Genomic DNA, 26924 nt, shown 5'->3' on the forward strand with positions numbered 1-26924 from the left:
GTGATTAATAAGCTTAAAGAATGGGTATCTATTTTTCCAGATAAAATTGCCATCACCTATCAAGATCAAACTATAACCTATGGTGAATTGTTTAATCAGATTTCAGAGACTGAAAAACAAAATCCAATTATTTTTGAAAAAAATCCTATGCAACAATTGATTTGCTTTTTAAGAGGACTTTATCAGGAAGTCTGTCCTATCTTATGTCATCCTTCTTTAGAAGCTACTGATATTGTGAAAAACCAATTACAATGTCAATCTAGACCTGAAATTGCGGATTTTGGCATACTAACATCAGGAACGTCATATCATGCAAGGATCATTTGGAGAACTTTAGGATCATGGAAAGATTTTTTTGAAGAGCAAGCTAGGAAATTTAAATTGACTGCTGATAGTCATTTATTTTGCTTAGGATCACTAAGTTTTTCAGGAAATTTGAATATGGCATTATGTCAGTTGTTTCTGTGTAAAGGATGCCTATGCTTTAAAAACCAATGATCAGACTAAAGAGACTTATGATTTAATAATTACTTTGAAAGAAAAAAATGAGCTAGATAAAGTAATGAAAAAAGTTAGAAAGTCTTCATTTCTACAACCCAAACAGATACATTTGTTAGATGAAATACCACGAAATGATTCAGGCAAAATTGCTATTAATAAGCTTAGACAGATTATTTTAAGTCAGGATGTTTAAGTTTTGTTTAAGTTAATAGTCCTAGAATGAGTCGTCATATGAATTGAAGTGATTATTTTAGGATGTGTTCATTGAAAAAAATGCTATAGCTAAGTTGTTTTCAATATTTTGTGAGCTTCAAAAATAAAAATGACTGAACAGCTTAGAATCATCCTATAAACAATCATCTTTTGGTTACAATAATGACAAAATTGGTTTTATTATTTGGAATAAAAAGACCAAAAGGGGGAGGAAACTAATGGTTTGTGTAGATTTCATTGATCAAAATACTTATGAAGAGTCTGAAGGGTTTTACGTTTCAGATTTAGATTTGGGCATTAAAGCTATGGTCAAAACACGCTATCCATCACTGATGGAAAATGATTTTATTTCTTATGGTAATTTAAGCCATTATTGTATGACTTACATTGATGAGATTGTTTTACGAGCCAAGCAGAAAAATGAGACGATAAAAGATAACGTCACTGGATTGATGAAAGATGAAGAAAAACCGTTCAACGTTGAAGAAAGATTGAATAAACAAGCAACATTTGGTCAACGTATTGCGGATAATGTCGCTAGATTTGGTGGTTCTTGGACTTTTATTCTTATTTTTGTGTTTGCGATGGCAATTTGGATGCTAATCAATGTCTTTAAACCTTTTGGGATTCAATTTGATCCTTATCCGTTTATATTATTGAATCTTGCTTTATCAACCATTGCAGCTATTCAAGCACCATTAATCATGATGAGTCAAAATAGAGCTGCGGATTATGATCGTCTTCAGGCTAGAAATGACTTTAATGTTAATAAAACTTCTGAAGTTGAAATCCGCTTATTGCATGAAAAAATTGATCACATGGTGCAACAAGATCAAACCGAATTGCTTGAAATTCAGAAATTACAAACTGAGATGTTAGTGTCATTGACAAATCAATTAGCACAATTAAAACAAGAACAAAAATTGAAATGACATTAAAAAAGCCAACTTTAAAGTTGGCTTTTTTTATTTACTTGTATCCAGTCTTTTAAATTGACCATTTTTAACAACTTTAAAACCATTGTTTAAAAGTAATTTTTTAGATTGTTTGTAGCTGATATAGCTAATTTTTTTACCATTAGAGTTAATGGAAACACCATTAATTTTTGAAAGCTCATCCAAATCACCTTTAGTATAATCAACTGAAACTTTTTCTACTAGATAAGTATCTTTATAATCAATAGATTCACTTAATCCTTTAACACCTTGGTATTGTTTAGTTGATGAGGCTAATTTTGCTTTAGCTTCGTCTTTATTTGTTGCACCAATAGCAGAATACTTAATAGTATTAGTTGCCGTTTGTTTGGTAACTTTATCACCTTTATAATAGTAAACCATACGAATGTCTTTGACATTGTCAATTTGTTGGAAATTAGTGTGTTTAACTGGCGTGCTAGTTGTCTTAGAGCCACATGCTGCGAGAACAACCAAGAAGAAGGCTGACAAAGTCACTAATAGATAACGTTTTACTTTCATAATCTCTCCTTTATTAAGTTTGTTATCGGATACAAATTTATTATAACACATGATTTTAATTTTTTTTATTTAAGGTTTTTAATTATTAAAAACAAAAAAATCCTTCAAAATGAAGGATTTTATGCCACCACCGAGAATTGAACTCGGAACTGAGCATTACCATTGCTCTATTATACCATTTAACTATAGCGGCTACCTTTCTATGATACTATAAGTTATATAGTGAAGCAAGATTTATTTTTCGTTATTTTGAATTATTAAGACCTTTGATAGGACATTTTTGTCTCCCGTCTAATAATTCATGTAGAAGGTCAGCTAAAAGTTGCGATTGTTCTGAATCAAGATTTTTTGTAAAGGTATTATTAATTTCTTGACTTATTCGTTCAAAGTTTAGCTTTTGGTCTTTTAATTTTTGACTAAGAATAATCACTTTACTGCGTTTATCTTCTGGATTTGGAAGTCGCTTGATATATTCTTTTTTTTCCAAATTTTGAAGGATTCCAGTGACAGTGGGATTTGACATGTTAAAGGTATGTTCAATATCGATTTGCCTGATCTTTTTTTCTTTAAAGTGATTAACATACCTAAGAATCTTAAACTGACTAGGTGTCAAATCATAATGTTTTAATATTGTTGCTGCGTCTTTTTCAAATTCCACACTTGCCATTTTGATTAAGATACCAATTTTATGTGTTTCCATAATTCTCTCTTTTTAAGTATTTCTCAAATAAATTTATCTTATCACAGTCAAAAATTGGTGTCAAACCCTAATTAGAAGGTTTTGATAGCACTTTCTTTTTTCATATGATATAATGAAAACACCAAATGAAAAGAGGGTCAAATAGATGACTTATGAGCAAGAATTTTTGCATGATTTTGAGGAATGGATCAATTCGCAAATCATGATCAATAATCTAGCAATGGAAGAAAGCCGTCGAATTGCTGAGGAAGACAAGGACGAAAGAGCTGCTGATGCTTATATTCGTTACGAAAGTAAACTTGATGCCTATCAATTTATTAAAGGTAAATTTGAAAATTATCAAGCTGGAAAATCCTTTCATGATTTACCGGACAATTTATTTGGTGAAAGACATTATTAACATAAAAGAAAGTAGGAAATCACTATGGCATCACAAAAAAATCGTAAAAAAGAACTAAAATTAGGTCTTAAACGTCAAGGTATTATTGGTCAAGAAAATCCAAAAGTTGTTACTATCGATAATAATGCTGACGTTACATCTCTTCAAAAAGATTCAGCAACTGTTTCAATCAGTGAAAAATAAAGCTTAAAAGAATTTTCTAATTCACCAGAACTTGAAGGATTACGTTCTGATGTTATTGAAAATATCTATGAAGAAGGTGTTACTTCAACAGATGAATTAAAAGACATGTCAGAAGAAGATTTGTTAGATGTTAAAGGTGTTGGGCCAGCAACCGTTGAAAAATTAGCTGAAAATGGTGTAACATTCAAAAAATAATCTTTTGGAAGCAATTGCTAAATCAATTAGCAATTGATATAATAATGACATTCAGAGGTAATTTGACAAGAACTTTTCACAGAAAGCGGTGTTGATGAGAAATCCGTAAAAGTTGCAGATGAGTTGCTGAATGCTTAATTAAATAGTAAAGTTGCGAATGAAATCATTCGAAACAGTGGTGGTACCGCGGAAATCAAACATGAAATTCGTCCCTGTCTAGTCAATCTAGACGGGTTTTTTAGTCTAAAAAGAGGAGGCCAATATGGTAAAACGTCAATACACTAGTTTTGGGAATCCAGAATTATTTGAAGAAGCAATTGCTGTAACGATGGACATAAATAGTCATTATCATGAACCTAAAGAATTACGTGAGTTGATGAGTCAATTGATTGGTAAAAAAGTTCCTGATAGTTTTAGATTATTTCCACCATTCTATGCTGATTTTGGAAAAAATATTACTTTTGAAGAAGATGTTTTTGTTAATTCTGGATGTCATTTTCAAGATCAAGGTGGTATTGAGATAGGTCAAGGAAGCCTTATAGGACATAATGTTGTTTTGGCTACTGTCAACCATGCTTTAGAGCCAAGTCAAAATCGCAAAAACACATATAATGGTATCACAATTGGAAATCATGTTTGGATTGGTTCCAATGCCACCATTTTACCAGGTGTTAGAGTGGGAGATTGGGCTGTTATTGCTGCTGGAGCAGTTGTTTCTAAAGACGTTGAGCCATACACTATTGTGGGTGGTGTACCTGCAAAAGTCATCAAAACAATTGATCCAAATAGTTAATAATTAGTAATGATATGTTATCAAAAGAAAAAGCCAACCAAAGTGGTTGACTTTCTCGGGGAGATTTATGAAAAAGAAATTGTTCACCTAAATGAACATACCAACACTGTTGGTAAGATTTTAGGATGTCTATAGTATAAGATGTCCCACTTAAAGAAGACTTAAAATATAATGAAAGGTAAACAGTAATGTCAAAAGAACTATCACCAAAATATAATCCAGCTGAAGTAGAAGCTGGACGTTATAAAAAATGGCTTGAGGAGGATGTTTTTAAACCATCTGGCGATAAAAAAGTAAAGCCCTACTCAATCGTTATTCCACCTCCAAATGTTACTGGTAAACTCCATCTCGGACATGCTTGGGATACGACACTCCAAGATATCATTATCCGTCAAAAAAGAATGCAAGGTTTTGATACTTTGTGGTTACCAGGTATGGACCATGCAGGGATAGCAACTCAAGCAAAAGTTGAAGAACGTTTGCGGCAACAAGGTATTTCACGCTACGATCTTGGACGTGAAAAATTCTTGGATAAAGTATGGGAATGGAAAGATGAGTACGCATCAACCATCAAGTCTCAATGGGGGAAAATGGGTATCTCTGTGGATTATTCAAGAGAGCGATTTACTTTAGATGATGGTTTGTCTAAAGCAGTTCGTAAAGTTTTTGTTGACTTGTACAATAAAGGATGGATTTATCGTGGTGAATTTATCATCAACTGGGACCCTGCAGCAAGAACAGCACTATCTGATATTGAAGTTATCCACAAAGATGTGGAAGGTGCTTTTTACCACATGAATTACTGGCTTGAAGATGGCTCAAGAGCTTTAGAAGTTGCTACAACCCGTCCTGAAACCATGTTCGGAGATGTGGCAGTGGCAGTTAATCCAGAAGATTCACGTTACAAAGATTTGATTGGTCAAAATGTAATCTTACCAATTGTTAATAAAGCTATTCCAATTGTTGCTGATGAACATTCTGATCCTGAGTTTGGAACTGGTGTTGTTAAAATTACACCAGCTCACGATCCAAATGACTTTGCTGTTGGACAAAGACATGGATTACCACAAGTGAATGTCATGAATGAAGATGGTACTATGAATGAACTTGCTGGTGAATTTAATGGTATGGATCGTTTTGAAGCCCGTAAAGCAACTGTTGCAAAATTAGAAGAAATAGGCAACTTGGTTAAAGTAGAAAAAATGACTCATTCAGTAGGTCATTCAGAACGTACTGGTGTAGTTGTTGAACCTCGCTTGTCAACACAATGGTTTGTCAAGATGGATCAATTGGCAAAAAATGCCATTGCAAATCAAGACACGGATGATCGTGTTGAATTCTTCCCTCCACGATTTAATGATACTTTTAATCAATGGATGGAAAATGTGCATGACTGGGTTATTTCTCGTCAATTGTGGTGGGGACATCAGATTCCAGCTTGGTACAATGCTGCTGGAGACATTTATGTTGGAGAAGAAGCACCTCAAGGTGATGGTTGGACACAAGATGAAGATGTCTTAGACACATGGTTCTCATCTGCATTATGGCCATTTTCAACAATGGGTTGGCCAGATACTGAGTCTGAAGATTATAAACGTTATTTCCCTACATCCACCTTAGTCACAGGTTATGATATTATCTTCTTCTGGGTTTCTCGTATGATTTTCCAATCATTAGAATTTACTGGAAGACGTCCATTTAAAAATGTATTAATGCATGGTCTGATTCGTGATGAAGAAGGTCGCAAAATGTCTAAATCACTTGGAAATGGTATTGATCCAATGGATGTTATTGATAAATATGGTGCAGACGCTCTTCGTTGGTTCTTATCAAATGGTTCTGCTCCAGGTCAAGATGTGCGTTTTTCATACGAAAAAATGGATGCCTCATGGAACTTCATCAATAAGATTTGGAATATCTCACGTTATATACTTATGAATAACGAAGGATTAACCTTGGATCAAGCCAAACTAAATGTGGGTAAAGTTGTTAGTGGTCAAGCTGGAAATGTGACTGACCGCTGGATTCTTCACAATCTTAATGAAACAATCGCTAAAGTAACTGAAAACTTTGATAAATTTGAATTTGGTATTGCTGGTCATATCCTTTATAACTTTATTTGGGAAGAATTTGCCAACTGGTATGTGGAATTGACTAAGGAAGTGCTGTACAGCGACAATGAAGATGAAAAAGGAATCACACGCTCTGTTTTGCTTTATACTTTAGACAAAATTTTACGACTTCTCCATCCAATTATGCCATTTGTGACAGAAGAAATTTTTGGTCAGTATGTGGAAGGGTCAATTGTAACTGCAAGTTATCCACAAGTAAATGAAGCATTTGAAAATACATCTGCTCATAAAGGTGTTGAAAGCTTAAAAGATTTGATTCGTTCCGTTAGAAATGCGCGTGCAGAAGTTAACGTTGCACCATCTAAACCAATTACCATTTTGGTGAAGACAAATGATTCTGAGCTAGAAAGTTTCTTCAAAGCAAACAGTAACTATATTAGACGTTTCACAAACCCTGAGTTATTAGAAATTAGTTCGGACATCACTACTCCAGATTTAGCCATGTCAGCAATTATTACAGGTGCAGAAATTTTCCTACCATTAGCTGATTTATTAAATGTTGACGAAGAATTATCCCGTCTTGAAAAAGAACTCGCTAAATGGCAAAAAGAATTAGACTTAGTTGCTAAAAAACTTGGGAATGAACGATTTGTGGCTAACGCCAAGCCAGAAGTCGTTCAAAAAGAACGTGATAAACAAACCGACTACCAAGCTAAATTTGATGCAACTAAAGAGCGCATTGGAGAAATGAAGAGATTATGAATCAAATTTCTAATATGATTGATAGACTGAAGGAGTACAATGTTCAGCATGAGAAGCTAATGAGTTGGCTAGTTTTTCCTATAGTAGTAGGATTGATTTTAAAAATTTTTCCAACGGTATGTAGTAATGTACGGAAATATTTTGGAAAAATAGATATAACTAAAGAAAGCTTCATAAATTGGTTTTAACTGATGTAGTCGTTGAGTCATACCAATATGTTGATTTAGTTATTCAAAATGGATTTGATAATACTTCTCAGACAGTAAGTTTTTACAGATTTAATAATGGAACCCAGAAGAGTAATATAAAAAAATATAATGTTGACATAAAATATCATAATTCAACCAATAATACAACGAATATTATTGAAAATAGGACTATAGATGGCCAATCATTAAAAAGTGGTGAAATTGAAATATTGTTAAAAATTAAGTTATCAGATCCAAAAATAAAAAGCTATTTTAAAGATTCGATACCCGATTACAAGCAGAATATCGAGATTGTAATATATTCTAAACATGAAAAATGTAAGATAGACATCCCATATTTAAGTTCAATAAGAAAATTTAATAGAAGTCTTGGAGGAAATGGGGTACCAATTGATAAGCCTATTGTACCTGTACTTGAATTGATAGATCCATATAAACGAGATTATAGTTTTATTATTGATCAAACTTTAATGGAGGGAAATAATTATTTTAAATTTAATATTTTAGTTGATAAAGCAAGTTTAATAACATATAAACTCAGCCTTACTGACGATAAAGGAAAGATTATTTTGAGTAAACAACAAAAAGTACCTATTCAGATAAGATTTCCCCAATACAAACTATTTTCCCCTTATAAAGATGATATTTATCATTATATGATAAACAATAAACTGAAAGAGAGTAACATAGACGAAGTTAAATTTCGTAAACCGGACTTAGTAAATAGTATTAATAAAACAAAGGTAGAATATAACTTTCAAAAATAGTGAATTTATCTAAATAGCTAATTTAGAAAATTTATATATGAGTTTTATGGATTTTTTTAATAGAAATATGAATTATACATAATAATTCTAGTGTTATCGGATTAGAATTTATTTGGATTGATATTGATAACCCACCTACTGATGCAATTGGATGGGTTGCCAAACAAAATTAAGTTAATTTTAATGATTATACATTATACTATCCTTATCCTAAAACTTTTCTTTTTCATAAAAAGTCCAATCCAAAGTGATTAGGCTTTTTTTGTTATAATATTAGCAATGTAAAAGGAGAAAAGATGACTATTTTATCGGATTTTTTCAAAAAACAAGAAGTATGCTTTGAGAAACTTCAGCCATTTGGTTTTAAAAAAAAGCAAGATAGTTATGTCTATCAGAAGTCTTTTTTTGATCAACAGTTTTTAGCAACTTTTATTATCACAAGTGATGGTGAGATATCTGGACAAGTTATTGACAATGATTTAGGTGAAGTTTACCAAGCAATAGAAGTGGAATCTCAACAAGGTTCTTTTGTGAGGCAAGTTCGTAAGCACTATCTTGATTTGTTATCAGAGATTGCTGATGCTTGTTTTAAACCTAAATTATTTCTTTCTGATCAAGGTAATTGGTTAGCAAATCGCATTCAACAAGATTACGAAGACCCGTATGATCATCCGTTTGAAAAACATCCACAGTATATTTCATATCGCGTACACCAAAAATGGTATGCACTTATTTTTCCACTTGAAAAAGGAAAATTAATCCCAGATTTAAAAGGTGATGATTTTGAAGAGATTGTTGAAGTAATTAATCTTAAAGTTGAAGCCTCAAAAATGAGCCAACTCCTTAAAAAAGATGGTATTTACCCCTCTTATCACATGTCTAAAAAAACATGGATTTCGATCATTTTAGATGATAAGCTGTCAAATCATGAATTGTACCAATTGGTAGAAGAAAGTCGTGAGCTTGTTAATCCAAAACCTTTGTCTAGTCAGGTAGGTCCTGATTATTGGGTCATTCCAGCCAATTTAAAATACTATGATATCGATGCTGAGTTTTCTGAGGACCCAGTTGTCTTATGGACACAAAAAGCATCTATAAAAAAGAATGATTTTGTTATTATTTATATCACAGCACCTACCAGAGCAGTTCGTTATATTTGTCAGGTGCTTGAGTCAGATATTCCAAATGAGGGCTATCGTGAAAATCCTAATATTAAAACATTAATGCGGTTAAAAATGATTGTTAAACTTAATGATGATCAGTTGACTTTTGACAAAATGAGTTCACTTGGAGTAAAAGCGGTTAGAGGACCAAGAAGAATTACGCCACAATTAATAGCCTACTTACACAAGATGTTAGCAATAAGTGACACATAATGTTATAGAATTATCAAAATTTTTAAAAAATTACAAATTAAAGCTTTTCTTTTGATCATATTGAGAGTATAATAATTTCATTGTTATAAAAACAAAATGTTATCAAAAAGGAGGAGCTATGAAAAAAAGTTTTATTCATCAACAAGAGGAGATTTCCTTTGTCAAGAATACATTCACAAAATACTTAATTGATAAATTAGACGTTGTTGAAGTGCAAGGACCCATTTTAAGTCGTGTCGGGGATGGTATCCAAGATAATCTAAATGGTATTGAACATCCAGTTTCTGTACGTGTTTTGAAAATCCCTGATTACAATTTTGAAGTTGTCCATTCCCTTGCAAAATGGAAACGTCACACACTTGCGCGTTTTGGTTTCAATGAAGGAGAAGGCCTTGTTGTTAATATGAAAGCCCTCCGACCTGATGAAGATTCGTTAGACGAAACACACTCGGTTTATGTTGACCAATGGGATTGGGAAAAAGTGATTCCAGAAGGTCGTCGTAATTTAGATTACTTAAAAGAAACAGTTGAAACTATATATAAGGTTATTCGCCTCACAGAACTTGCCGTTGAAGCACGTTATGATATTGAAGCTGTTCTACCAAAGAAAATTACCTTTATTCATACAGAAGACTTGGTAAAGAAATACCCTGATTTATCACCAAAAGAACGTGAAAATGCTATTACAAAAGAATACGGTGCTGTTTTCTTGATTGGTATTGGTGGTGAACTACCTGATGGTAAACCACATGATGGTCGTGCGCCAGACTATGATGATTGGACAAGTGAATCTGAGCCGGGATATCATGGTTTAAATGGTGATATTCTTGTTTGGAATGAACAGCTTTGTTCAGCCTTTGAGTTATCGTCAATGGGAATTCGTGTAGATCAAGAAGCCTTAAAACGTCAAGTTGAGATTACAGGTGATACTGATCGTTTACAATTTGACTGGCATAAGTCATTGCTTGATGGATTATTTCCTCTTACAATCGGCGGTGGTATTGGTCAATCTCGCATGGCAATGTTTTTACTTCGTAAAAAGCATATTGGAGAAGTACAAACATCTGTTTGGCCTAGTGAAGTCCGTGAAACATTTGAAAATATATTATAAAAAAAGTAAGATATTATCCTACTTTTTTTATTCACAGGCAACACCGTCATGGTCCCTATCTAGTCTTGTTGAATATCTTGGATCACCTTGGCTAACAGAAGGAATCCCTGCTTCATGCATTAATGTACAGTTAGCAAAAGAAGAGGGGCTAGCTTGATTTGAAGGCCTATCAGCAAATTGATTTTGACTCGCTTCTTGTGCAGCAGCATTTTCTGCTGCTGCTTTCTCTTCTCTTTCTTTTTGTTCATTTTCTTTCTTGGTGATTGCTGCATCGACAGCAGAAACTCGTTTTGATAGTGCTTCTTTTTTAGATGTATCTGTTAATGCATTGACTTTAGATTGAGCAGTTGCTAGAGCATCTCGAGTTTGATTTTTTTCAAGAGTTATAACTGCGTTTTCAGCTTCTGCATTAGCTTGATCTGATTTTAGTTTTTCAAGTTCTTTTTTGACTTTTTCAATACGATTTTTTAATGTTGTTTTAAAGGAGCTTTCTTTTAAAGCGTTAACTTTTGTTTGAGCTGCTACTAAGTTATCATTTGTTTTAACAGCTTCTAATTTTTCAACTACATTTTTAGCTTCAATAAGGGGCTTAACATTATTAATTCTTTTTTGAAATTTATCTTTGACAGATGCATTAGTTACTAAAGCAACTTTCTTTTCAGCTTCTAAGAGTAATTCATCACTTGGATTATTTTCTAATTTAAGTATCGCTTTATTGGCTTGCTTTTGTAATGATTTTTCTTTTTTTGCTCTTTTAAGACTTAATTTTCCAGCAGAAATGTAGTCTTCATTTTCTTCTTTAAAACGCTTAAATTCTTTCTTTTCAGCTTTTAATTGTTTTGAGAGTAGTTGATTAGTCTTTTGCTATTGATTTACTTTATCACGATGGTTACTGGTATTAATCATTGAACCAATTAAACCAATACTTAAACAAACAATTACAATATTTTTCTTATTTTTGAAAAATCCTTTTAATGACATTGTCTTTTCCTCTTTTTAATATTTGAACCACAAAAGTATTTTATCAAATAATTCTAATAAAGTATATATTATTTTAAAATCATTTTAAAGGAACCTTTTCAATACAGTTAGCTTGATTTTTGCTATAATATCAATTATGAGAATTGTATCAGGTGAATTTGGGGGACGGCCGTTAAAAACCCTCGAAGGAAAAACAACAAGGCCAACTTCTGATAAAGTCAGAGGAGCAATGTTTAATATGATTGGCCCGTATTTTGATGGTGGCAATGTCCTTGACTTGTACGCTGGCTCAGGAGGGTTATCCATAGAGGCTGTATCGAGGGGAATGACTCAAGCTATCTTAGTTGAAAGAGATAGGCGTGCGCAGGCAATTATTCAAGAAAATATCAAAATGACGCAGTCAGAATCACAATTCAAGCTCTTAAAAATGGATGCACAAAAGGCTCTTTCGCTACTTAATCAACAATTTAATCTCGTTTTTTTAGATCCACCTTATGCTAAAGAAGAAGTGATTAAGAATATCGAACAGTTAGATAAATCTGATTTACTAGCTGATAACGTTGTGATTGTTTGTGAAACAGATAAATCAGTCGCTTTACCTGAAGAAATTGCTTCTTTAGGTATCTGGAAACAAAAAACATATGGAATAAGTAAGGTAACTGTTTATGTCAAATAAAATTGCATTATATACAGGTTCCTTTGATCCGATTACTAATGGCCATCTTGATATTATCCAAAGAGCTAGTCAGCTATTTGATCAACTTATTATTGGTATTTTTTTTAATCAAGAAAAAAAAGGCTATTTTGGATTAGAAGCAAGGATCAGAATGATAGAAGAAGCTATTTCAGATTTACCAAATGTAACTGTCATTTCAGCTGAAAGTACTTTAGCTGTTGAGGTTGCCAAAAAACTTGGGGCTCAATACCTTGTTCGTGGACTTAGAAATGAAAAAGATTTTTCTTATGAAGCGGACATGGACTTTTATAATCATGCTTTATCACCAGATATAGAGACCATTTATTTGATTGCTAATCATCATTTACAAGTTATTAGTTCAAGCCATATGAGGGAGCTTATCTATTTTGGAGCTGATTTAAGCCCATATGTTCCTAAATCTGTCATTAAAGAAGTGGAGAATTTAAAAAAATGAAGAAAAAAAGAAGTCTCGTCAAATGGCTGATTTTTGTGTCAGTTTTTGTCCTGTTATTATTGGCACTCTTTTTACCTTTACCTTATTACATTGAAATGCCTGGGGGTGCCTATGATATCAGGTCAGTGTTAACTGTAGATAAAAAAACGGATAAAGAAAAAGGGTCCTATAATTTTGTTGCTGTTAGTCTGGTTAAAGCAACGCCAATAAAACTACTTTATGCTTGGTTAACACCTTTCACAGATATCCAGTCTGAACAAGCGACTACAGGAGGCTATAGTGATTCAGACTATATGAGAATTAATCAATTTTATATGGAAACTTCCCAAAATAGTGCTATTTATGAGGCATTGAATCTGGCTGGGAAAAAAGTCTCTTTAGATTATATGGGTGTTTATGTCCTAGATGTTGCTAAAAATTCAACGTTCAAAGGTATTTTAAATATTGCTGATACTGTTACTGGTGTTAATGGCAAGACATTTAAAAGTTCAAAAGAATTAATCAATTATGTCTCACATCTTTCAATTGGAGATAAAGTTACTGTTCAATTTGAATCAAATAATAAAAAACAAGAAAAATCTGGGAAAGTGATAAAACTAAAAAATGGTAAGAATGGTATTGGTATTGGTCTAACAGACCATACTAAAGTTAATTCACCAATTTCTGTCAAATTCAGTACAGAAGGTGTTGGCGGACCTAGTGCTGGCTTAATGTTCACGCTTGATATACTAGATCAAATCAATAATGAAGATTTAAGAAAAGGTCGCAATATTGCGGGTACTGGAACTATTGACCAAGATGGCAAAGTTGGTGATATAGGTGGTGCCGGTCTAAAAGTCGTTGCAGCAGCAAAAGAAGGAGCAAGCATTTTCTTTGTACCGAATAATCCAGTCAGTAAAGAAATGAAAAAAATTGATCCATCTGCGCAAACCAATTATTCAGAAGCAAAAGCAGAAGCTAAAAAATTAAAAACAAAGATGAAAATTGTCCCTGTTACTACGGTCCAAGAAGCTATCAATTACTTAAAAACACATTAAAGCGAAAAATATTTCGCTTTTTTTATTTTAACTATTGACAAAATAAAAGTAAGCGTTTACAATAACATTTGTGAGAACGGTTCCATAGGAAAGGAGATGCGATGGCGACAATAAAACAAGTAGCATTAGAAGCTGGTGTATCTAAATCCACAGTTTCTAGATACATCTCTCAAAATGGTTACATCAGTGAAGAAGCTAGCCAAAAGATTAAAAAAGCAATTGAAAAATTAAACTATAGTCCTAATGTTCTGGCACAGTCATTAAAAACTAAGAAAAATCAGTTAGTTGGTTTGTTACTACCTGATATTTCAAATCCTTTTTTCCCAAGATTGGCAAGAGGAGCCGAAGAGTATCTCAAAGAAAAAGGTTTTCGTGTTATGTTGGGTAATATTGGAAATCAAGAGACAGTTGAGGAAGAATATGTTAATGTTTTACTTCAAAGTAATGCCGCAGGGATTATTACAACACATGATTTCACCCCAAAATACCCTGACATAACAATACCTATAGTAGTTGTTGACAGGGTTGATCAAAAAACGAAGTATGGTGTGTTTTCAGATAACAAGCTAGGAGGTCAATTAGCTGCACAGACTATTATTGAGGCAGGTTCAAAATCAATTTTGTTGATAAAAGGTCCTCTTGATAATGCTGAAAATATTAATCAGAGGTTTGAAGCAAGTTATGCTTATTTGAAAAAAAGACAGAATCACCTTATTATTTGCGAAAGCAAAACGTTTGATTTTGAACAAATTCAACAAGAAGCAAAAGAAAATATAAGGAAACATCCTTATATTGATAGTATTATTGCGCCTTCTGATATTCATGCTATCGCATACATTCATGAATTGCTGTCTTTAGGAAAAAATATACCTGATGATGTCCAAATTATTGGTTATGATGATATCCTGATGAGTCAATTTATATATCCATCTTTATCGACAATTCATCAATCATCGTATAGTATGGGTCAAAAAGCGGCAGAATTGGTTTATAAAATTGCGATGCAACAACCAGTTGAAGAAGAACGCATAAAGCTTCCAGTTTACTACGTGAACAGAGAAACCATAAGGAGAAAACATGAGTAAAATTATCGTTATTGGTAGTATTTCAATGGATTTGGTTATGGAAACAAACCAAATACCAAATCAAGGAGAGACAGTTTTTGGAGAACAATTCTCAATGGTACCTGGTGGAAAAGGAGCTAACCAGGCTGTTGCTATTGGAAGGCTGAGCAATGAAAGAGATAAAGTCTATATGATTGGAGCTGTAGGAAAAGATGCCTTTGCAGAGCAATTATTAATGAATCTGAAAGAAAATCAAATAGACATGTCATTTGTGGGAACGGTACCACAATCTACAGGAGTTGCCCAAATAACACTTTATGAGAAGGATAATAGGATTATATATTGTCCTGGTGCTAATGCTAAAGTATCCACAAATGATTGGCAAGAAGAATGGGATTTGCTGAAAAATGCAGATTTAGTCGTCTTGCAAAATGAAATTTCACACGAAACAAACTTGGCAATTGCTCAATTTTGTCATGAGCATCAAGTGAAAGTCATTTATAATCCAGCACCTGCTAGAAAGACTGATTTTGAACTTTTGGAATACGTTGATTTCATCACACCTAATGAGTATGAAAGTCAACAATTATTTGCTAATCAAAATCAAGAAGCCATGTTAAAGGCCTATCCTAATAAATTGATTGTTACTTTAGGAGAAAAAGGCTCTGTATTTTATGATGGGAATAATATCAAACAAGTTCCTGCTATTAAGTCAGAAGTAGTTGATACAACAGGAGCTGGTGATACTTTTAATGGTGCATTAGCCTATGCTTTAGCTAATCAGTTATCAACGGAATCTGCATTAAAATTTGCAACACTGGCATCACACTTGTCAGTTCAAAAATTTGGTGCTCAAGGTGGTATGCCTACACTTGAAGAAATGAAGGAGAATAAAGCTTATGAAAAAGAATGGACTTTTAAATAGTCAATTGTCCAAGGTCGTAGATGATTTAGGGCATACAGACCTTATTGCAATAGGTGATTTAGGATTACCTGTACCTAAAGATATTAAAAAAATTGATCTTGCCTTAAAGATTGGATCGCCAAGCTTTAAGGAAGTTCTTGAAGAATACTTAACGCATGTCTTGGTGGAAAAAGTTTATTTAGCAGAAGAAATTAAAAGTCAAAATCCACAACAATTGGAAACCATAAAAGAGTTATTAGGTGACACCATTTCAATTGAGTTTATGACTCATGAAACATTAAAAGAAAAAACTAAGGAAGTAAAAGCTGTCGTTAGAACGGGTGAAGATACGGCATATTCAAATATTATTTTGCAATCAGGTGTTATCATTTAGAAAGGTTTGGAAAATGAAGATTGAAATGTTTCATATTTCTAAATCATTTGGTTCAAACAAAGTTTTAGAAGATATTAATTTAACAATTAACTCTGGACAGGTGCATGCATTAATGGGTGAAAATGGTGCCGGTAAATCGACGTTAATGAATATTTTGACAGGACTTTTTCCTGCCACAAATGGCAAAATTATGATTGACGGGGTCGAAAAGACATTTACCAATCCACAAGAAGCAGAGCAATTTGGGATTAGCTTTATTCATCAGGAAATGAATACATGGTCAGAAATGACTGTACTTGAAAATTTATTTTTAGGACGTGAGATTAAAACCAAACTTGGTCTTCTAGATCAAAAAGCTATGATTCGAAAAGCAAATGAAGCTTTTCAACGTTTAGGTGTTGTTATACCTCTAAAAAGACCAATCGGTGAGTTATCAATTGGTCAACAACAGATGATTGAAATAGCAAAAACGTTACTATCAGAAGTATCTGTGCTTATTATGGATGAACCAACTGCAGCCTTAACCGAACGTGAAACAGAAAATCTTTTTAAAGTCATTAATAGCTTAAAAAAAGACGGTGTCGGAATTATCTATATCTCACATCGAATGGAAGAAATTTTCAAAGTGACTGATTTAGTCACTGTTATGAGAGATGGTTGTGTTGTTGATACATGCCAAACACAAGAAACAACCTCTGAAGAACTTGTCAAAAAGATGGTTGGACGACAACTTGAAGATTATTACCCCCAAAAAACAGCAAACATTGGTGACCTTGCTTTTCAAGTAAACAATCTGACAGGAGAGACTTTTGAAGACATTTCTTTTTATGTCCGAAAAGGAGAAATTTTAGGATTTTCAGGTCTAATGGGTGCCGGTAGAACTGAAACGATGAGAGCCATTTTTGGAATTGATCCAATCAATTCAGGTCAAATATTAATTGATGGTAAGGAAGTTACGATAGCAAATCCTAATCAGGCCATAACTTTAGGAATTGGCTTTTTAACTGAAAATCGCAAGGATGAAGGCTTAATATTGGATTTCTCCATTAAGGATAATATGACTTTGCCAAGTACCAAAGATTTTATAAAAAGAGGTATGTTTGATGAAAAGACAAGTAATCTTTTTGTGCGACAATTAATTGATCGTCTTTACATCAAATCTGGAAAAATTGGAACTATTGTTGGTAATCTATCTGGTGGTAATCAGCAAAAAGTGGTCTTGGCTAAATGGATTGGTATTGCACCAAAAATTTTAATTTTGGATGAGCCGACAAGAGGTGTAGATGTTGGTGCAAAACGTGAAATTTATCAATTAATGAATGAATTAGCTGAACGAGGTGTTCCTATTATATTAGTTTCTTCAGATCTACCAGAAGTCCTTGGTGTCAGTGACAGAATAATGGTTATGCACGAAGGACATATCGTAGGAGAATTGAAACAAACAGAAGCAACTCAAGAAAAAGTTATGCACCTAGCTACAGGAGGAAAATAAAGTGAAGAAAGTTATGAAATATATGTCAGAGCTGACAACAGTAGTTGCTCTTGTTGTATTAATGATAGTAATTACCATTATTAATTCAAATTTCTTAACACCTAATAACTTATTAAATTTATTATTACAAGTAACTGCAAACGGTTTCATTGCTTTTGGGATGACGTTTGTTATTTTAACTGGTGGAATTGATTTATCAGTAGGATCGATATTAGCACTCTCTAGTGCAATTACAGCAGGTTTAATTGGTTCTGGATTTCCAGTAGCTATTGCAATTTTAGTAGCTGTCTTATTAGGTGGTATTTTTGGAATGTTGAATGGCTTATTTATCTCATATGGGAAATTAGCTCCATTTATTGTAACTTTGGCAACGATGACAATTTTTAGAGGATTTACTTTGGTTTATTCTAACGGAAATCCTGTTACAAAAGGTTTAAGTAATAGCTTTCTTTTCCAATTTTTAGGACAAGGATACATTCTAGGAATACCTTTTCCTGTCATTCTTATGTTTATTGTCTTTTTGATTTTATATGTTTTGCTTCATAAAACAGCATTTGGGAAATCTGTTTACGCAATAGGAGGTAATGAGAAAGCCGCGTATATCTCAGGTGTAAAGTTAAATAAAGTGAAAATCATTATTTATACGATATCAGGTATGATGGCAGCTATCTCAGGTTTGATTATCACATCTAGGTTGAGTTCAGCCCAACCGACTGCTGGTGCAAGTTATGAAATGGATGCTATTGCGGCTGTTGTTCTTGGTGGGACCTCCCTTTCTGGTGGGAAAGGTCGCATTTTAGGAACACTAATAGGTGCTTTAATCATCGGAGTCTTAAATAATGGTCTTAACATAATAGGTGTTTCGGCTTTTTGGCAACAAGTTGTCAAAGGGATCGTTATATTAATTGCTGTTTTACTTGATCGTTTTAAGGTTGCAAAACAATAAATGTTTATCATTCATATAATAAGGAGAAATTATGAAATCATTAAAAAAATGGTGTTTGGTTGCACTAAGTTTATCTTTAATTGTTGTATTAGGAGCTTGTGGTAAAACAGGTTTAGGAAACTCATCAGGAAATGGGTCAAAAACTGTTACAAAAAAAGATGCCAAAGATTTAAAACTTGGTGTTTCGATCTCCACAACAAACAATCCCTATTTTGTTGCTTTAAAGGGAGGATTAGAAAAGAAAGCTAAAGAAACAAAAGTTTCAATGAAAGTAGCCGATGCTCAAAATGATGCAGCTAGACAAGTAGATGATATTCAAAATTTTATCAGTCAAAATGTAGATGCAATTTTGGTTAATCCAGTTGACTCTGATGCTGTTGTACCTGCAATCAAAGCAGCAAATAATGCTAATATTCCAGTCATTCTCATGGACCGTGGTAGTAATGGTGGGAAAGCCTTAACTACTGTTGCTTCAGATAATGTGCAAGCTGGTAAAATGGCAGCTGACTATATCGTTAAGGAACTTGGTGAAAAGGCAAAAACATTTGAATTGTCAGGTGTACCAGGAGCATCTGCGACGGTTGATAGAGGAAATGGCTTTAAAAAAGTAGCCAAAACAAAATTAGATATCTTATCTAGTCAGTCTGCTAACTTTGATCGTGATAAAGCACTCAATACCACTCAAAACATGATACAAAGTAATAAAGATGTTCAAGTTATTTTTGCTCAAAATGATGAAATGGCACTTGGTGCAGCTAAAGCTGTAAAATCTGCTGGTTTAAAAAATGTTATGATTGTTGGAATTGACGGACAACCAGATGCTCATGAATCAATTAAAAAAGGTGAAATGACAGCCACAATTGCACAACAACCTGCTAAAATGGGGGACATTTCTATTCAAGCAGCAATTGACCATTACAAAGGTAAAAAAGTAGCAAAAGAAACAATTTCACCTATTTATTTAGTAACTAAAGATAATGTTGATCAACATAAATGGTAGAAAAAAGAAGACCGATGGTCTTCTTTTTTAGTGTGTGAAAAGAAGTGTTATAATGACTATTGAAGACTTCAAAGGAAAGGAAATGAAATGAAAGAAAACATAAGACTTTTACATATCAATGATTTACATTCTCATTTTGAATCTTTTCCAAAACTTGAACGATTTGTTAATCAGATTAGAGCGGAAAATCAAGAGTTGATTTGTTTTGATATCGGCGATAATATCGATAAAAGCCATCCATTGTCAGATGCGACAGGTGGAAAAGCAAATATTGATTTAATGAATCAAATTGGTATTCAATATGCAACAATTGGCAATAATGAAGGAATTGGTCTCACAAAAGAAGAACTCAATCATGTTTATGATGAAGCACAGTTTGATGTGATTATAGGTAATTTAAAAGATGAAGGAAAACAACCAACTTGGGGAAAACCATATAGTATCTATAAGACAAAGCAAGGAACACAAATTGCTATTTTAGCTTACACTTTTCCATATACTTTAACTTATCATCCAAATGGATGGGAAGTTCTAGACCCTATTGTTTGTATACAAAATGATCTGGAAATATCTGAATTGAAAAATGCTGATTTTATTATTTTAATGAGTCATCTTGGTTTACCATTTGATGAAAAAATTGCCCAATTATATCCGGAAATTGATCTAATCTTAGGAAGTCACACCCATCATTTGCTTGAAGATGGTGCTCAATTAAATGGGGTTAATTTGGCCGCTGCTGGGAAATACGGTTACTATATTGGCGATATTCAGTTAACCTTTGAAAACCATCAGAATACAGATATCCTTATCGAAACGCATGAAATGAGTCATTACCCTAGTCAAAAAACAGATTATGAGTGGACAGAACAGTTAGTTACTAGGGGTAAAACATTACTAGCACGAGATTTTGTTTCTCAGTTTGCAACTCCACTATCATTTGAAGAAACATGTCAGAAGATCATAGATGCCATGATGTGGGAAGCTGATGCAGATTTATGTATCATTAATTCAGGACTAATTTTGGATGCTTTTCCAAGTAGGTTGACAAAAGAAACTTTACAGAGCATTTTACCCCATCAAATGAGATTAGCTAGTCTTGAAGTTAATCGTAATGAACTAGAACAAATTTGTCATGATGTCTTTACACAAGCTGCTTTGTTAAAAAATCAATCAATCCGAGGTATGGGATTTCGTGGAAAAGAATTTGGGGAACTCTTGACTGGAGGGTTTACTTACAAAAACAAAAAAATAGTGTATAATAATAAGGTTACAGGTTTAGATAAAAAAATGAAATTAGTCATAGTAGATCAATACTTTTTTGCTTCCTATTTTGAAAGTATAAAAGAATTTGATGTGACATTGATTTTTCCTAAGCTACTTAGAGAAGTTGTTGGATCGTATTTAAAACAATTAACAAATAAAAACAGATAGAAAGGAGTACTTGTGAGAAAAGAAATTTCACCAGAAATGTACAATTATAATAAATTTCCTGGTCCAGAATTTGTACATTTTGATGATCTTGTCAAAAGTGAACAGGCTACTTTTAAATTACTGGAAAATTATAAAGATGCTTTTGATGTGACAAACTTTAATCAGAGATACTCTGATATTTTACTAAAATATGACTTCATTGTTGGAGACTGGGGAAATGAACAATTACGGTTGAAAGGATTTTATCTAGATAAGTCAGATATCAAAAAGACCAGCCGTATTTCCCGTGTGGAAGATTATATTAAAGAATACTGTAATTATGGATGTGCTTATTTTATCTTACAAAATGAGCACCCAGTTGAAGTGACTTTTGAAGAAGAAAAATCACCACGAAAAAGACGGTCACACAAGCATCATAAATCCAAAGAGAACAGACCAAAAGTTAACCAGACTGAACAAAATCAGTTTAAGACAAAAAAGAAAAAAGCAATTCCTGACAAGTCAAAAAACCTAGAAAAAATCAGGATAATTCAGTGAAAAATGATAATTCACATTTTGTCATCAGAAAGAAGGAAAAATAAGCAATGAAGCCATCTATTTATAACCTTACTAGAGATGAACTTATTGAATGGGCAGTAGAGCAGGGTCAAAAAAAGTTTAGAGCTAATCAAATCTGGGATTGGCTTTATAAGAAACGTGTCTCTTCCTTTGAAGAAATGACCAATCTTTCAAAAGATCTAATAACGACTCTATCTGAGACATTCTGCATTAATCCACTAAAACAACGAATTGTCCAAGAGTCTTCAGACGGAACAGTCAAATACCTATTTGAACTAACTGATGGCATGCTAATTGAAACAGTTATGATGCGTCAACATTATGGATTGTCGGTTTGTGTGACAACACAAGTTGGCTGTAATATTGGTTGTACTTTCTGTGCAAGTGGTTTAATAAAAAAACAAAGAGACTTGACTAGTGGTGAGATTACAGCTCAAATCATGCTTGTCCAAAACTATTTTGACCAACGTGCTCAAGGTGAACGGGTTAGTCATGTTGTTGTTATGGGAATTGGAGAACCTTTTGATAACTATCAAAACGTCTTGAAGTTCCTTAGAACAATTAATGATGATAATGGTTTGGCTATTGGTGCAAGACATATTACGGTATCGACTTCAGGTTTGGCACATAAGATTAAAGAATTTGCAAACGAAGGTGTCCAAGTGAACCTTGCTGTATCTTTACACGCGCCAAATAATGAGTTGCGCTCAAGCATTATGCGAATTAATCGCTCTTTTCCATTGGAAAAATTATTCGATGCTATCGAGTATTATATTGAAACGACTAATCGCCGTGTGACATTTGAATATATTATGCTCAATGAAGTCAATGATTATCCAGAAAATGCACAGGAATTAGCAGATTTAACTAAAAAAATTAGAAAATTGTCTTATGTCAATTTGATTCCTTATAATCCTGTTTCTGAGCATGATCAATATAGTCGAAGTCCAAAAGAACGAGTAGAAGCTTTTTATCAAGTTTTGAAGAAAAATGGTGTTAACTGTGTGGTTCGTCAGGAGCACGGAACTGATATTGATGCAGCATGTGGTCAATTGCGCTCTAATACCATGAAAAAAGACCGTCAAAAGGCGATGGTTGATATCTCTAACTAATGTTACTTAAAACTAAAAATATCAAAAATCGATTGTTAACGGTTTTCATCATTAGTTATGGTATTGCGATAGCTGTGATGTGCTTTTGGCCACAGCCTGCACTTTTTGATGGGAAAATAACACCTAATATTATCAAAATAGGTCGTCTAAGATTATTATTGATTCCTTTTAATAGTTTTGTTAGTTTGCCAGCTATTCATAGTTTGAGTCAATTGGTATGGTTATTTTTACAAAATGCTATGAATGTGTTATTGTTATATCCCTTAGGTCTAGCTTACTTCGCTTTAAAATCAAAAAAACAAACTCATCTAAAGGTACTAATCCTAGGGTTTACAATCAGTTTTTCAATAGAAGTAACTCAGTTGATTCTTGATTTATTACTTGATGCTAATCGTGTTTTTGAGGTTGATGATTTAATGACAAATACTTTTGGAATATATTTGGCATATCAAACCATCAAAAAACTTGGACTCTTAAAAGAATGATTCTCTCATATGAGAGAATTTTTATTGGGTTTATAAAATGAAAAATTATGACAATTAAAATATTAATTAAGAAATAATAGGAAAGGAAATTTATGTCCATCATCAAAAATCTCTGGTGGTTTTTCAAACAAGAGAAAAAAAGATATCTAATCGGGATATTTTCACTGAGTTTAGTAGCAGTGCTCAATCTGATTCCACCTAAAATAATGGGTTATGTTATTGATAAGGTTACTAAGGGTAACTTAAGTCATACTGAGCTCCTTTAATTGAAGTAACTCAGAATTTTTCAACCTTACAAACATCAATGGTTTCCGCAGGACGTGTTTTTGATTTAATTGATGAGAATGGATATGAACCTAAACAAGAATCAAAGGGAATGACTATCAGTGATGGTAATATTGCCTTTAAAAATGTCTCTTTTTCTTATGATGGCGAACATAAAATTCTAGATGATATATCTTTTGAAGTAAATCATGGAGAAACCATAGCTTTTGTTGGTCCGACAGGGTCAGGAAAGTCGTCTATTATTAATGTTTTCATGCGCTTTTATGAATTTCAAACTGGACAAGTATTGTTGGATGGTATCGATTTAAGACAATATTCACAAGAAGAATTACGTGAAAATATTGGACTTGTTCTTCAGGATCCCTTTTTATACCATGGCACTATTAAATCAAATATTGCAATGTATCGTGACTTAAGTGATGAGGCTATTAAGGCTGCTGCAGAATTTGTTGATGTTGATCAATTTATTCAAAAATTACCTCAAACTTATGATTCTCCAGTTTCTGAGAGAGGGTCTATTTTTTCAACAGGACAAAGGCAGCTATTAGCATTTGCAAGAACTGTTGCTAGTCAACCAAAGGTCTTAATTCTTGATGAAGCGACAGCAAATATTGATTCTGAAACAGAACAAATTGTCCAACATTCCCTTGAAAAAATGAGACGTGGAAGAACTACTATTGCAATTGCTCACAGATTATCTACTATTCAAGATGCAAATTGTATTTATGTTTTAGAAAAAGGAAAAATTATTGAAAGTGGAACACATGATGAGCTCCTTGCAAGAAAAGGCACTTATTATAGAATGTATCAACTACAAGCAGGAATGCTAGGTAGTGAATAAACAGAACAAATAGAGTTAGCGTATGCTAATTCTATTTTTGTATTGTGTTATAATGTTAGAAAATATCATTTTTGATTTTGTTTTAGGAGATTAAATGTTAGAACTTGTTAATGTAAAAAAATTTTACCAAGCTGGTGAGACTGAAATTAGAGCACTTGATAGTGTTTCAATTCGTTTTCGTCAAAATGAATTTGTAGCCATTTTAGGTCCTTCAGGATCAGGTAAAACAACTATGTTGAATGTAATTGGTGGCTTAGATACTTATGATTCTGGAGATATGCTAATAAATGGGAAATCAACTAAAGATTTCAAAGAACAGGATTGGGATGCTTATCGAAATAATGCTATTGGCTTTGTTTTCCAAAGTTATAACTTAATTGGACACCTTGATATACTAACCAATGTTGAAATGGGAATGACATTATCAGGCGTTGATAAAAAAGTAAAAAAACAAAAAGCTGAAAAAGCCTTAGAAAGAGTTGGTTTAAAAGCTCATATTCATAAAAAACCAAGTCAGCTCTCTGGTGGGCAGATGCAAAGAGTTGCTATTGCAAGAGCAATTGCTAATGATCCTGAAATTCTCTTGTGTGATGAACCAACTGGTGCATTAGACTCAGAAACAAGTTTACAGATTATGGAACTGATCAAGGAACTTTCAAACGAAAAATTGCTTATTATGGTAACACATAATGCCGAGCTGGCTCATCAGTATGCTAATCGAATCGTTTCATTTGAAGATGGGAAAATCTTTGATGATACAATGCCATTTGTAAATGACCACTATCAGAATGGCTTTGATTTAGTAAAAACGCATATGAGCTTTTGGACAGCACTTAAATTATCTTTTAATAATATTCGGACTAAGAAGTTTAGAACATTTTTAACAGCTTTTGCTTCAAGTATTGGCATCATCAGTATAGGGATAGTACTAGCTTTATCGAATGGCTTTCAAAAGCAAATTAAAGAGAGCCAAACCAAAACAATGTCCCAATTTCCGATTACGATTGCTCCTTTAGCAACTAATTATTCAGCTTCAATTCAAAGTAGACAAAAACCAACATTTTCAAATAAAAAAGTATTGCTTCCTGAAAAGAGTTCGGATGAAAAAGTGCAGCATACGAATGTTATCACTCAGAAATATGTTGATTATATTGAAAATATCAATCCTAATTACAGTAACAATATTAGCTTTTCAAGATCAACTCAGTTAAATTTAGTTCGTAAAAAAGGTAATGATATCATACCAGTGACATTTTCAAATCAAGATACTAATTCAACATCTACTTCAACAGAGAGTCAGAGAGCTTCTATGACAGGTATAGGTGTATCAACTTTCCCAATTGCGCTAGATAAATCTAAAACCAATTTTTTGAAAGATAATTATAAACTTTTATCAGGTTCCTTTCCAAATAAATCAACTGATGTAGTAGTGGTCTTAGATGGAAACAATGAGACTAATATTCATGCCCTTGAAAATCTTGGATTTGACGTCAAAGAAGGAAAAGCAGTTGATTTTTCAAAATTTGTAGGTACAGAAATACAAGCTATTTCGAACAATGATTATTATAAAAAACTACCTACTGGGACCTATATTCCAACGACTTCCTATAAGCAACTTTGGAACAAAACGGATAATGAATCATTGAAAATTGTAGGGATTATCAGAGTTAAAAAAAATGCATCTATGGATCTATTGGCTCCAGGTATAGCATATAGTGATTTATTTGTTCAAAATATGATTGCCAAAAATAAGGTATCTCAAATTGTAAAAGATCAAAAATCAAGTAAAACAAATATCTTAACTGGTGCAAATTTAAAAGCATCAGAAAAGACTCAACTTATTTCATATTTAGGAGGATCTTTGCTACCTTCTAATATAATGATTTATCCAAATAGTTTTAAAACAAAAGAAAAAGTATTAGACTATTTGGATAACTATAATAAAGGTAAAACTAATAACGAAAAAATAGTATATACTGATCTTGCAAGTACGATGACTTCTCTAACAGGAGGAATTATGGATGCTATAACTTATGTGTTGATTGCTTTTGCAGCAATTTCACTCATTACAAGTATGATAATGATTGCAATCATTATCTACACATCTGTGTTAGAAAGGACAAAAGAAATTGGTGTTTTAAAAGCTTTAGGTGCCAGAAAGAAAGATGTTACTAGAGTTTTTGATGCTGAAACATTTTTATTAGGTCTTGGTTCAGGCATACTAGGTATTGGAATTGCCTGGTTAAGCACATTTCCTATAAATCACATATTGTATAAAATGACAGAATTAAAAAATGTATCGCAATTAAACCCAATTCACGCCATCATTTTAATTGCTATTTCCACTATTTTAACAATGCTAGGTGGGCATATCCCAGCTAAGATGGCTGCAAAAAAAGATGCTGCCACAGCATTGAGAGCAGATTAGGAGACTAAAGATAGTCTCTTTTTTGATTTTTTAGAGACACTTCTTATTTCGAATTACT

The 26924-nt window shown here is 32.9% G+C and carries 26 protein-coding genes, 1 tRNA gene and 4 pseudogenes; 27 read left to right on the top strand and 4 right to left on the bottom strand.

Annotated elements, in window-relative coordinates:
• Together STRUR_RS02620 and STRUR_RS02625 are read left to right on the top strand one after the other, a co-directional pair.
• Positions 1-498, top strand: coding sequence for a hypothetical protein (locus STRUR_RS02620; protein WP_006739439.1), 498 nt, complete (start codon positions 1-3; stop codon positions 496-498).
• A gap of 434 nt (positions 499-932) precedes the next feature.
• Entirely contained in the window at positions 933-1646 is a 714-nt protein-coding gene (locus tag STRUR_RS02625) for a DUF1003 domain-containing protein (protein ID WP_006740381.1), read from the top strand.
• Between the two features lie 33 nt (positions 1647-1679).
• Here the strand turns inward: STRUR_RS02625 and STRUR_RS02630 are convergent, their stop codons facing one another.
• The 3 genes from STRUR_RS02630 to STRUR_RS02640 form a co-directional block, all read right to left on the bottom strand.
• Positions 1680-2189, bottom strand: a complete 510-nt coding sequence (locus tag STRUR_RS02630) for a YehR family lipoprotein (protein ID WP_006739102.1) — start codon at positions 2187-2189, stop codon at positions 1680-1682.
• A gap of 122 nt (positions 2190-2311) precedes the next feature.
• Positions 2312-2382: transfer RNA gene (locus tag STRUR_RS02635), tRNA-Thr, on the bottom strand.
• 51 nt (positions 2383-2433) lie between these two features.
• Positions 2434-2889, bottom strand: a complete 456-nt coding sequence (locus tag STRUR_RS02640) for a MarR family winged helix-turn-helix transcriptional regulator (protein ID WP_006739695.1) — start codon at positions 2887-2889, stop codon at positions 2434-2436.
• A 145-nt stretch (positions 2890-3034) separates the two neighbouring features.
• Between STRUR_RS02640 and STRUR_RS02645 the strand changes: the two genes are divergently transcribed.
• From STRUR_RS02645 to asnA, 8 genes and pseudogenes are all read left to right on the top strand, one after another.
• A complete protein-coding gene (locus STRUR_RS02645) occupies positions 3035-3289 on the top strand; it encodes a DUF1912 family protein (RefSeq protein ID WP_006740106.1) in 255 nt (84 codons plus the stop codon).
• Positions 3290-3313: 24 nt separating this feature from the next.
• Positions 3314-3472 carry a hypothetical protein gene (locus tag STRUR_RS11675; protein ID WP_006738476.1) on the top strand — a complete coding sequence of 53 codons (159 nt, stop codon included), beginning with the start codon at positions 3314-3316 and terminating at the stop codon, positions 3470-3472.
• Positions 3473-3520: 48 nt separating this feature from the next.
• A pseudogene (locus STRUR_RS11195) lies at positions 3521-3667 on the top strand (helix-hairpin-helix domain-containing protein); the annotation flags it as partial.
• 262 nt (positions 3668-3929) lie between these two features.
• Complete coding sequence (locus tag STRUR_RS02650) at positions 3930-4460, top strand: DapH/DapD/GlmU-related protein (protein ID WP_006739493.1); 531 nt, start codon at positions 3930-3932, stop codon at positions 4458-4460.
• A gap of 188 nt (positions 4461-4648) precedes the next feature.
• Positions 4649-7294 carry a valine--tRNA ligase gene (locus STRUR_RS02655; protein ID WP_006740163.1) on the top strand — a complete coding sequence of 882 codons (2646 nt, stop codon included), beginning with the start codon at positions 4649-4651 and terminating at the stop codon, positions 7292-7294.
• A gap of 178 nt (positions 7295-7472) precedes the next feature.
• Positions 7473-8270, top strand: a complete 798-nt coding sequence (locus STRUR_RS02665; RefSeq protein ID WP_006739480.1) for a hypothetical protein — start codon at positions 7473-7475, stop codon at positions 8268-8270.
• Positions 8271-8566: 296 nt separating this feature from the next.
• Positions 8567-9646 (top strand): MmcQ/YjbR family DNA-binding protein, encoded by a 1080-nt coding sequence (locus STRUR_RS02670; protein ID WP_006739941.1) that lies wholly within the window; start codon positions 8567-8569, stop codon positions 9644-9646.
• A 118-nt stretch (positions 9647-9764) separates the two neighbouring features.
• A complete protein-coding gene (gene asnA / locus STRUR_RS02675; RefSeq protein ID WP_006739337.1) occupies positions 9765-10757 on the top strand; it encodes an aspartate--ammonia ligase in 993 nt (330 codons plus the stop codon).
• A 27-nt stretch (positions 10758-10784) separates the two neighbouring features.
• Here the strand turns inward: asnA and STRUR_RS12085 are convergent, their stop codons facing one another.
• On the bottom strand, positions 10785-11360 hold the full coding sequence (locus STRUR_RS12085; RefSeq protein ID WP_406874635.1) for an excalibur calcium-binding domain-containing protein: 576 nt from the start codon (positions 11358-11360) through the stop codon (positions 10785-10787).
• A 19-nt stretch (positions 11361-11379) separates the two neighbouring features.
• On the opposite strand from STRUR_RS12085, the gene STRUR_RS11445 reads away from it, so the two are divergent.
• From STRUR_RS11445 to STRUR_RS02755, 17 genes and pseudogenes are all read left to right on the top strand, one after another.
• Positions 11380-11541, top strand: coding sequence for a hypothetical protein (locus tag STRUR_RS11445; RefSeq protein ID WP_155812470.1), 162 nt, complete (start codon positions 11380-11382; stop codon positions 11539-11541).
• Between the two features lie 333 nt (positions 11542-11874).
• A complete protein-coding gene (gene rsmD / locus STRUR_RS02685; RefSeq protein ID WP_006740669.1) occupies positions 11875-12414 on the top strand; it encodes a 16S rRNA (guanine(966)-N(2))-methyltransferase RsmD in 540 nt (179 codons plus the stop codon).
• Positions 12404-12889 (top strand): pantetheine-phosphate adenylyltransferase, encoded by a 486-nt coding sequence (coaD, locus tag STRUR_RS02690; protein ID WP_006739642.1) that lies wholly within the window; start codon positions 12404-12406, stop codon positions 12887-12889. Before rsmD ends, coaD begins: the two co-directional genes overlap by 11 nt.
• Complete coding sequence (locus STRUR_RS02695; protein ID WP_006739052.1) at positions 12886-13926, top strand: SepM family pheromone-processing serine protease; 1041 nt, start codon at positions 12886-12888, stop codon at positions 13924-13926. Before coaD ends, STRUR_RS02695 begins: the two co-directional genes overlap by 4 nt.
• 101 nt (positions 13927-14027) lie before the next feature.
• Complete coding sequence (locus STRUR_RS02700; protein WP_006738416.1) at positions 14028-15011, top strand: LacI family DNA-binding transcriptional regulator; 984 nt, start codon at positions 14028-14030, stop codon at positions 15009-15011.
• Entirely contained in the window at positions 15004-15915 is a 912-nt protein-coding gene (rbsK, locus tag STRUR_RS02705; RefSeq protein WP_006739765.1) for a ribokinase, read from the top strand. The genes STRUR_RS02700 and rbsK overlap by 8 nt, the downstream gene beginning before the upstream one ends.
• Complete coding sequence (gene rbsD / locus STRUR_RS02710) at positions 15890-16288, top strand: D-ribose pyranase (protein WP_006738601.1); 399 nt, start codon at positions 15890-15892, stop codon at positions 16286-16288. Before rbsK ends, rbsD begins: the two co-directional genes overlap by 26 nt.
• Positions 16289-16301: 13 nt before the next feature.
• Entirely contained in the window at positions 16302-17780 is a 1479-nt protein-coding gene (locus STRUR_RS02715) for a sugar ABC transporter ATP-binding protein (protein WP_006740670.1), read from the top strand.
• 1 nt (position 17781) lies between these two features.
• A complete protein-coding gene (locus STRUR_RS02720) occupies positions 17782-18726 on the top strand; it encodes an ABC transporter permease subunit (RefSeq protein ID WP_006739551.1) in 945 nt (314 codons plus the stop codon).
• A 31-nt stretch (positions 18727-18757) separates the two neighbouring features.
• On the top strand, positions 18758-19726 hold the full coding sequence (locus STRUR_RS02725; protein ID WP_006739057.1) for a substrate-binding domain-containing protein: 969 nt from the start codon (positions 18758-18760) through the stop codon (positions 19724-19726).
• A gap of 87 nt (positions 19727-19813) precedes the next feature.
• A complete protein-coding gene (locus tag STRUR_RS02730) occupies positions 19814-21157 on the top strand; it encodes a bifunctional metallophosphatase/5'-nucleotidase (protein WP_006738592.1) in 1344 nt (447 codons plus the stop codon).
• Positions 21158-21169: 12 nt separating this feature from the next.
• Positions 21170-21738 (top strand): annotated as a pseudogene (locus STRUR_RS02735) (YutD family protein).
• Between the two features lie 3 nt (positions 21739-21741).
• Positions 21742-22827, top strand: a complete 1086-nt coding sequence (rlmN, locus tag STRUR_RS02740; protein WP_006739413.1) for a dual-specificity RNA methyltransferase RlmN — start codon at positions 21742-21744, stop codon at positions 22825-22827.
• A complete protein-coding gene (locus tag STRUR_RS02745) occupies positions 22827-23312 on the top strand; it encodes a VanZ family protein (protein WP_006738807.1) in 486 nt (161 codons plus the stop codon). Before rlmN ends, STRUR_RS02745 begins: the two co-directional genes overlap by 1 nt.
• A gap of 92 nt (positions 23313-23404) precedes the next feature.
• A pseudogene (locus tag STRUR_RS12090) lies at positions 23405-23575 on the top strand (ABC transporter ATP-binding protein); the annotation flags it as partial.
• Positions 23572-24438, top strand: a pseudogene (locus STRUR_RS02750) (ABC transporter ATP-binding protein); the annotation flags it as partial. The pseudogenes STRUR_RS12090 and STRUR_RS02750, both read left to right, overlap by 4 nt.
• Positions 24439-24532: 94 nt before the next feature.
• Positions 24533-26866 (top strand): ABC transporter ATP-binding protein/permease, encoded by a 2334-nt coding sequence (locus STRUR_RS02755; RefSeq protein ID WP_006739468.1) that lies wholly within the window; start codon positions 24533-24535, stop codon positions 26864-26866.
• Positions 26867-26924 lie beyond the last annotated feature (58 nt).

The sequence above is a fragment of the Streptococcus urinalis 2285-97 genome, from assembly GCF_000188055.2.
GTDB classification, from domain to species: domain Bacteria; phylum Bacillota; class Bacilli; order Lactobacillales; family Streptococcaceae; genus Streptococcus; species Streptococcus urinalis.

Excerpts from the sequence above, each read along its gene's own strand:
- STRUR_RS02625 (WP_006740381.1), top strand. The coding sequence starts at position 933 with ATGGTTTGTGTAGATTTCATTGATCAAAATACTTATGAAGAGTCTGAA.
- STRUR_RS02630 (WP_006739102.1), bottom strand. The coding sequence starts at position 2,189 with ATGAAAGTAAAACGTTATCTATTAGTGACTTTGTCAGCCTTCTTCTTG.
- STRUR_RS02640 (WP_006739695.1), bottom strand. The coding sequence starts at position 2,889 with ATGGAAACACATAAAATTGGTATCTTAATCAAAATGGCAAGTGTGGAA.
- STRUR_RS02645 (WP_006740106.1), top strand. The coding sequence starts at position 3,035 with ATGACTTATGAGCAAGAATTTTTGCATGATTTTGAGGAATGGATCAAT.
- STRUR_RS11675 (WP_006738476.1), top strand. The coding sequence starts at position 3,314 with ATGGCATCACAAAAAAATCGTAAAAAAGAACTAAAATTAGGTCTTAAA.
- STRUR_RS02650 (WP_006739493.1), top strand. The coding sequence starts at position 3,930 with ATGGTAAAACGTCAATACACTAGTTTTGGGAATCCAGAATTATTTGAA.
- STRUR_RS02655 (WP_006740163.1), top strand. The coding sequence starts at position 4,649 with ATGTCAAAAGAACTATCACCAAAATATAATCCAGCTGAAGTAGAAGCT.
- STRUR_RS02670 (WP_006739941.1), top strand. The coding sequence starts at position 8,567 with ATGACTATTTTATCGGATTTTTTCAAAAAACAAGAAGTATGCTTTGAG.
- asnA (WP_006739337.1), top strand. The coding sequence starts at position 9,765 with ATGAAAAAAAGTTTTATTCATCAACAAGAGGAGATTTCCTTTGTCAAG.
- rsmD (WP_006740669.1), top strand. The coding sequence starts at position 11,875 with ATGAGAATTGTATCAGGTGAATTTGGGGGACGGCCGTTAAAAACCCTC.
- coaD (WP_006739642.1), top strand. The coding sequence starts at position 12,404 with ATGTCAAATAAAATTGCATTATATACAGGTTCCTTTGATCCGATTACT.
- STRUR_RS02695 (WP_006739052.1), top strand. The coding sequence starts at position 12,886 with ATGAAGAAAAAAAGAAGTCTCGTCAAATGGCTGATTTTTGTGTCAGTT.
- STRUR_RS02700 (WP_006738416.1), top strand. The coding sequence starts at position 14,028 with ATGGCGACAATAAAACAAGTAGCATTAGAAGCTGGTGTATCTAAATCC.
- rbsK (WP_006739765.1), top strand. The coding sequence starts at position 15,004 with ATGAGTAAAATTATCGTTATTGGTAGTATTTCAATGGATTTGGTTATG.
- rbsD (WP_006738601.1), top strand. The coding sequence starts at position 15,890 with ATGAAAAAGAATGGACTTTTAAATAGTCAATTGTCCAAGGTCGTAGAT.
- STRUR_RS02715 (WP_006740670.1), top strand. The coding sequence starts at position 16,302 with ATGAAGATTGAAATGTTTCATATTTCTAAATCATTTGGTTCAAACAAA.
- STRUR_RS02725 (WP_006739057.1), top strand. The coding sequence starts at position 18,758 with ATGAAATCATTAAAAAAATGGTGTTTGGTTGCACTAAGTTTATCTTTA.
- STRUR_RS02730 (WP_006738592.1), top strand. The coding sequence starts at position 19,814 with ATGAAAGAAAACATAAGACTTTTACATATCAATGATTTACATTCTCAT.
- rlmN (WP_006739413.1), top strand. The coding sequence starts at position 21,742 with ATGAAGCCATCTATTTATAACCTTACTAGAGATGAACTTATTGAATGG.
- STRUR_RS02745 (WP_006738807.1), top strand. The coding sequence starts at position 22,827 with ATGTTACTTAAAACTAAAAATATCAAAAATCGATTGTTAACGGTTTTC.
- STRUR_RS02755 (WP_006739468.1), top strand. The coding sequence starts at position 24,533 with ATGTTAGAACTTGTTAATGTAAAAAAATTTTACCAAGCTGGTGAGACT.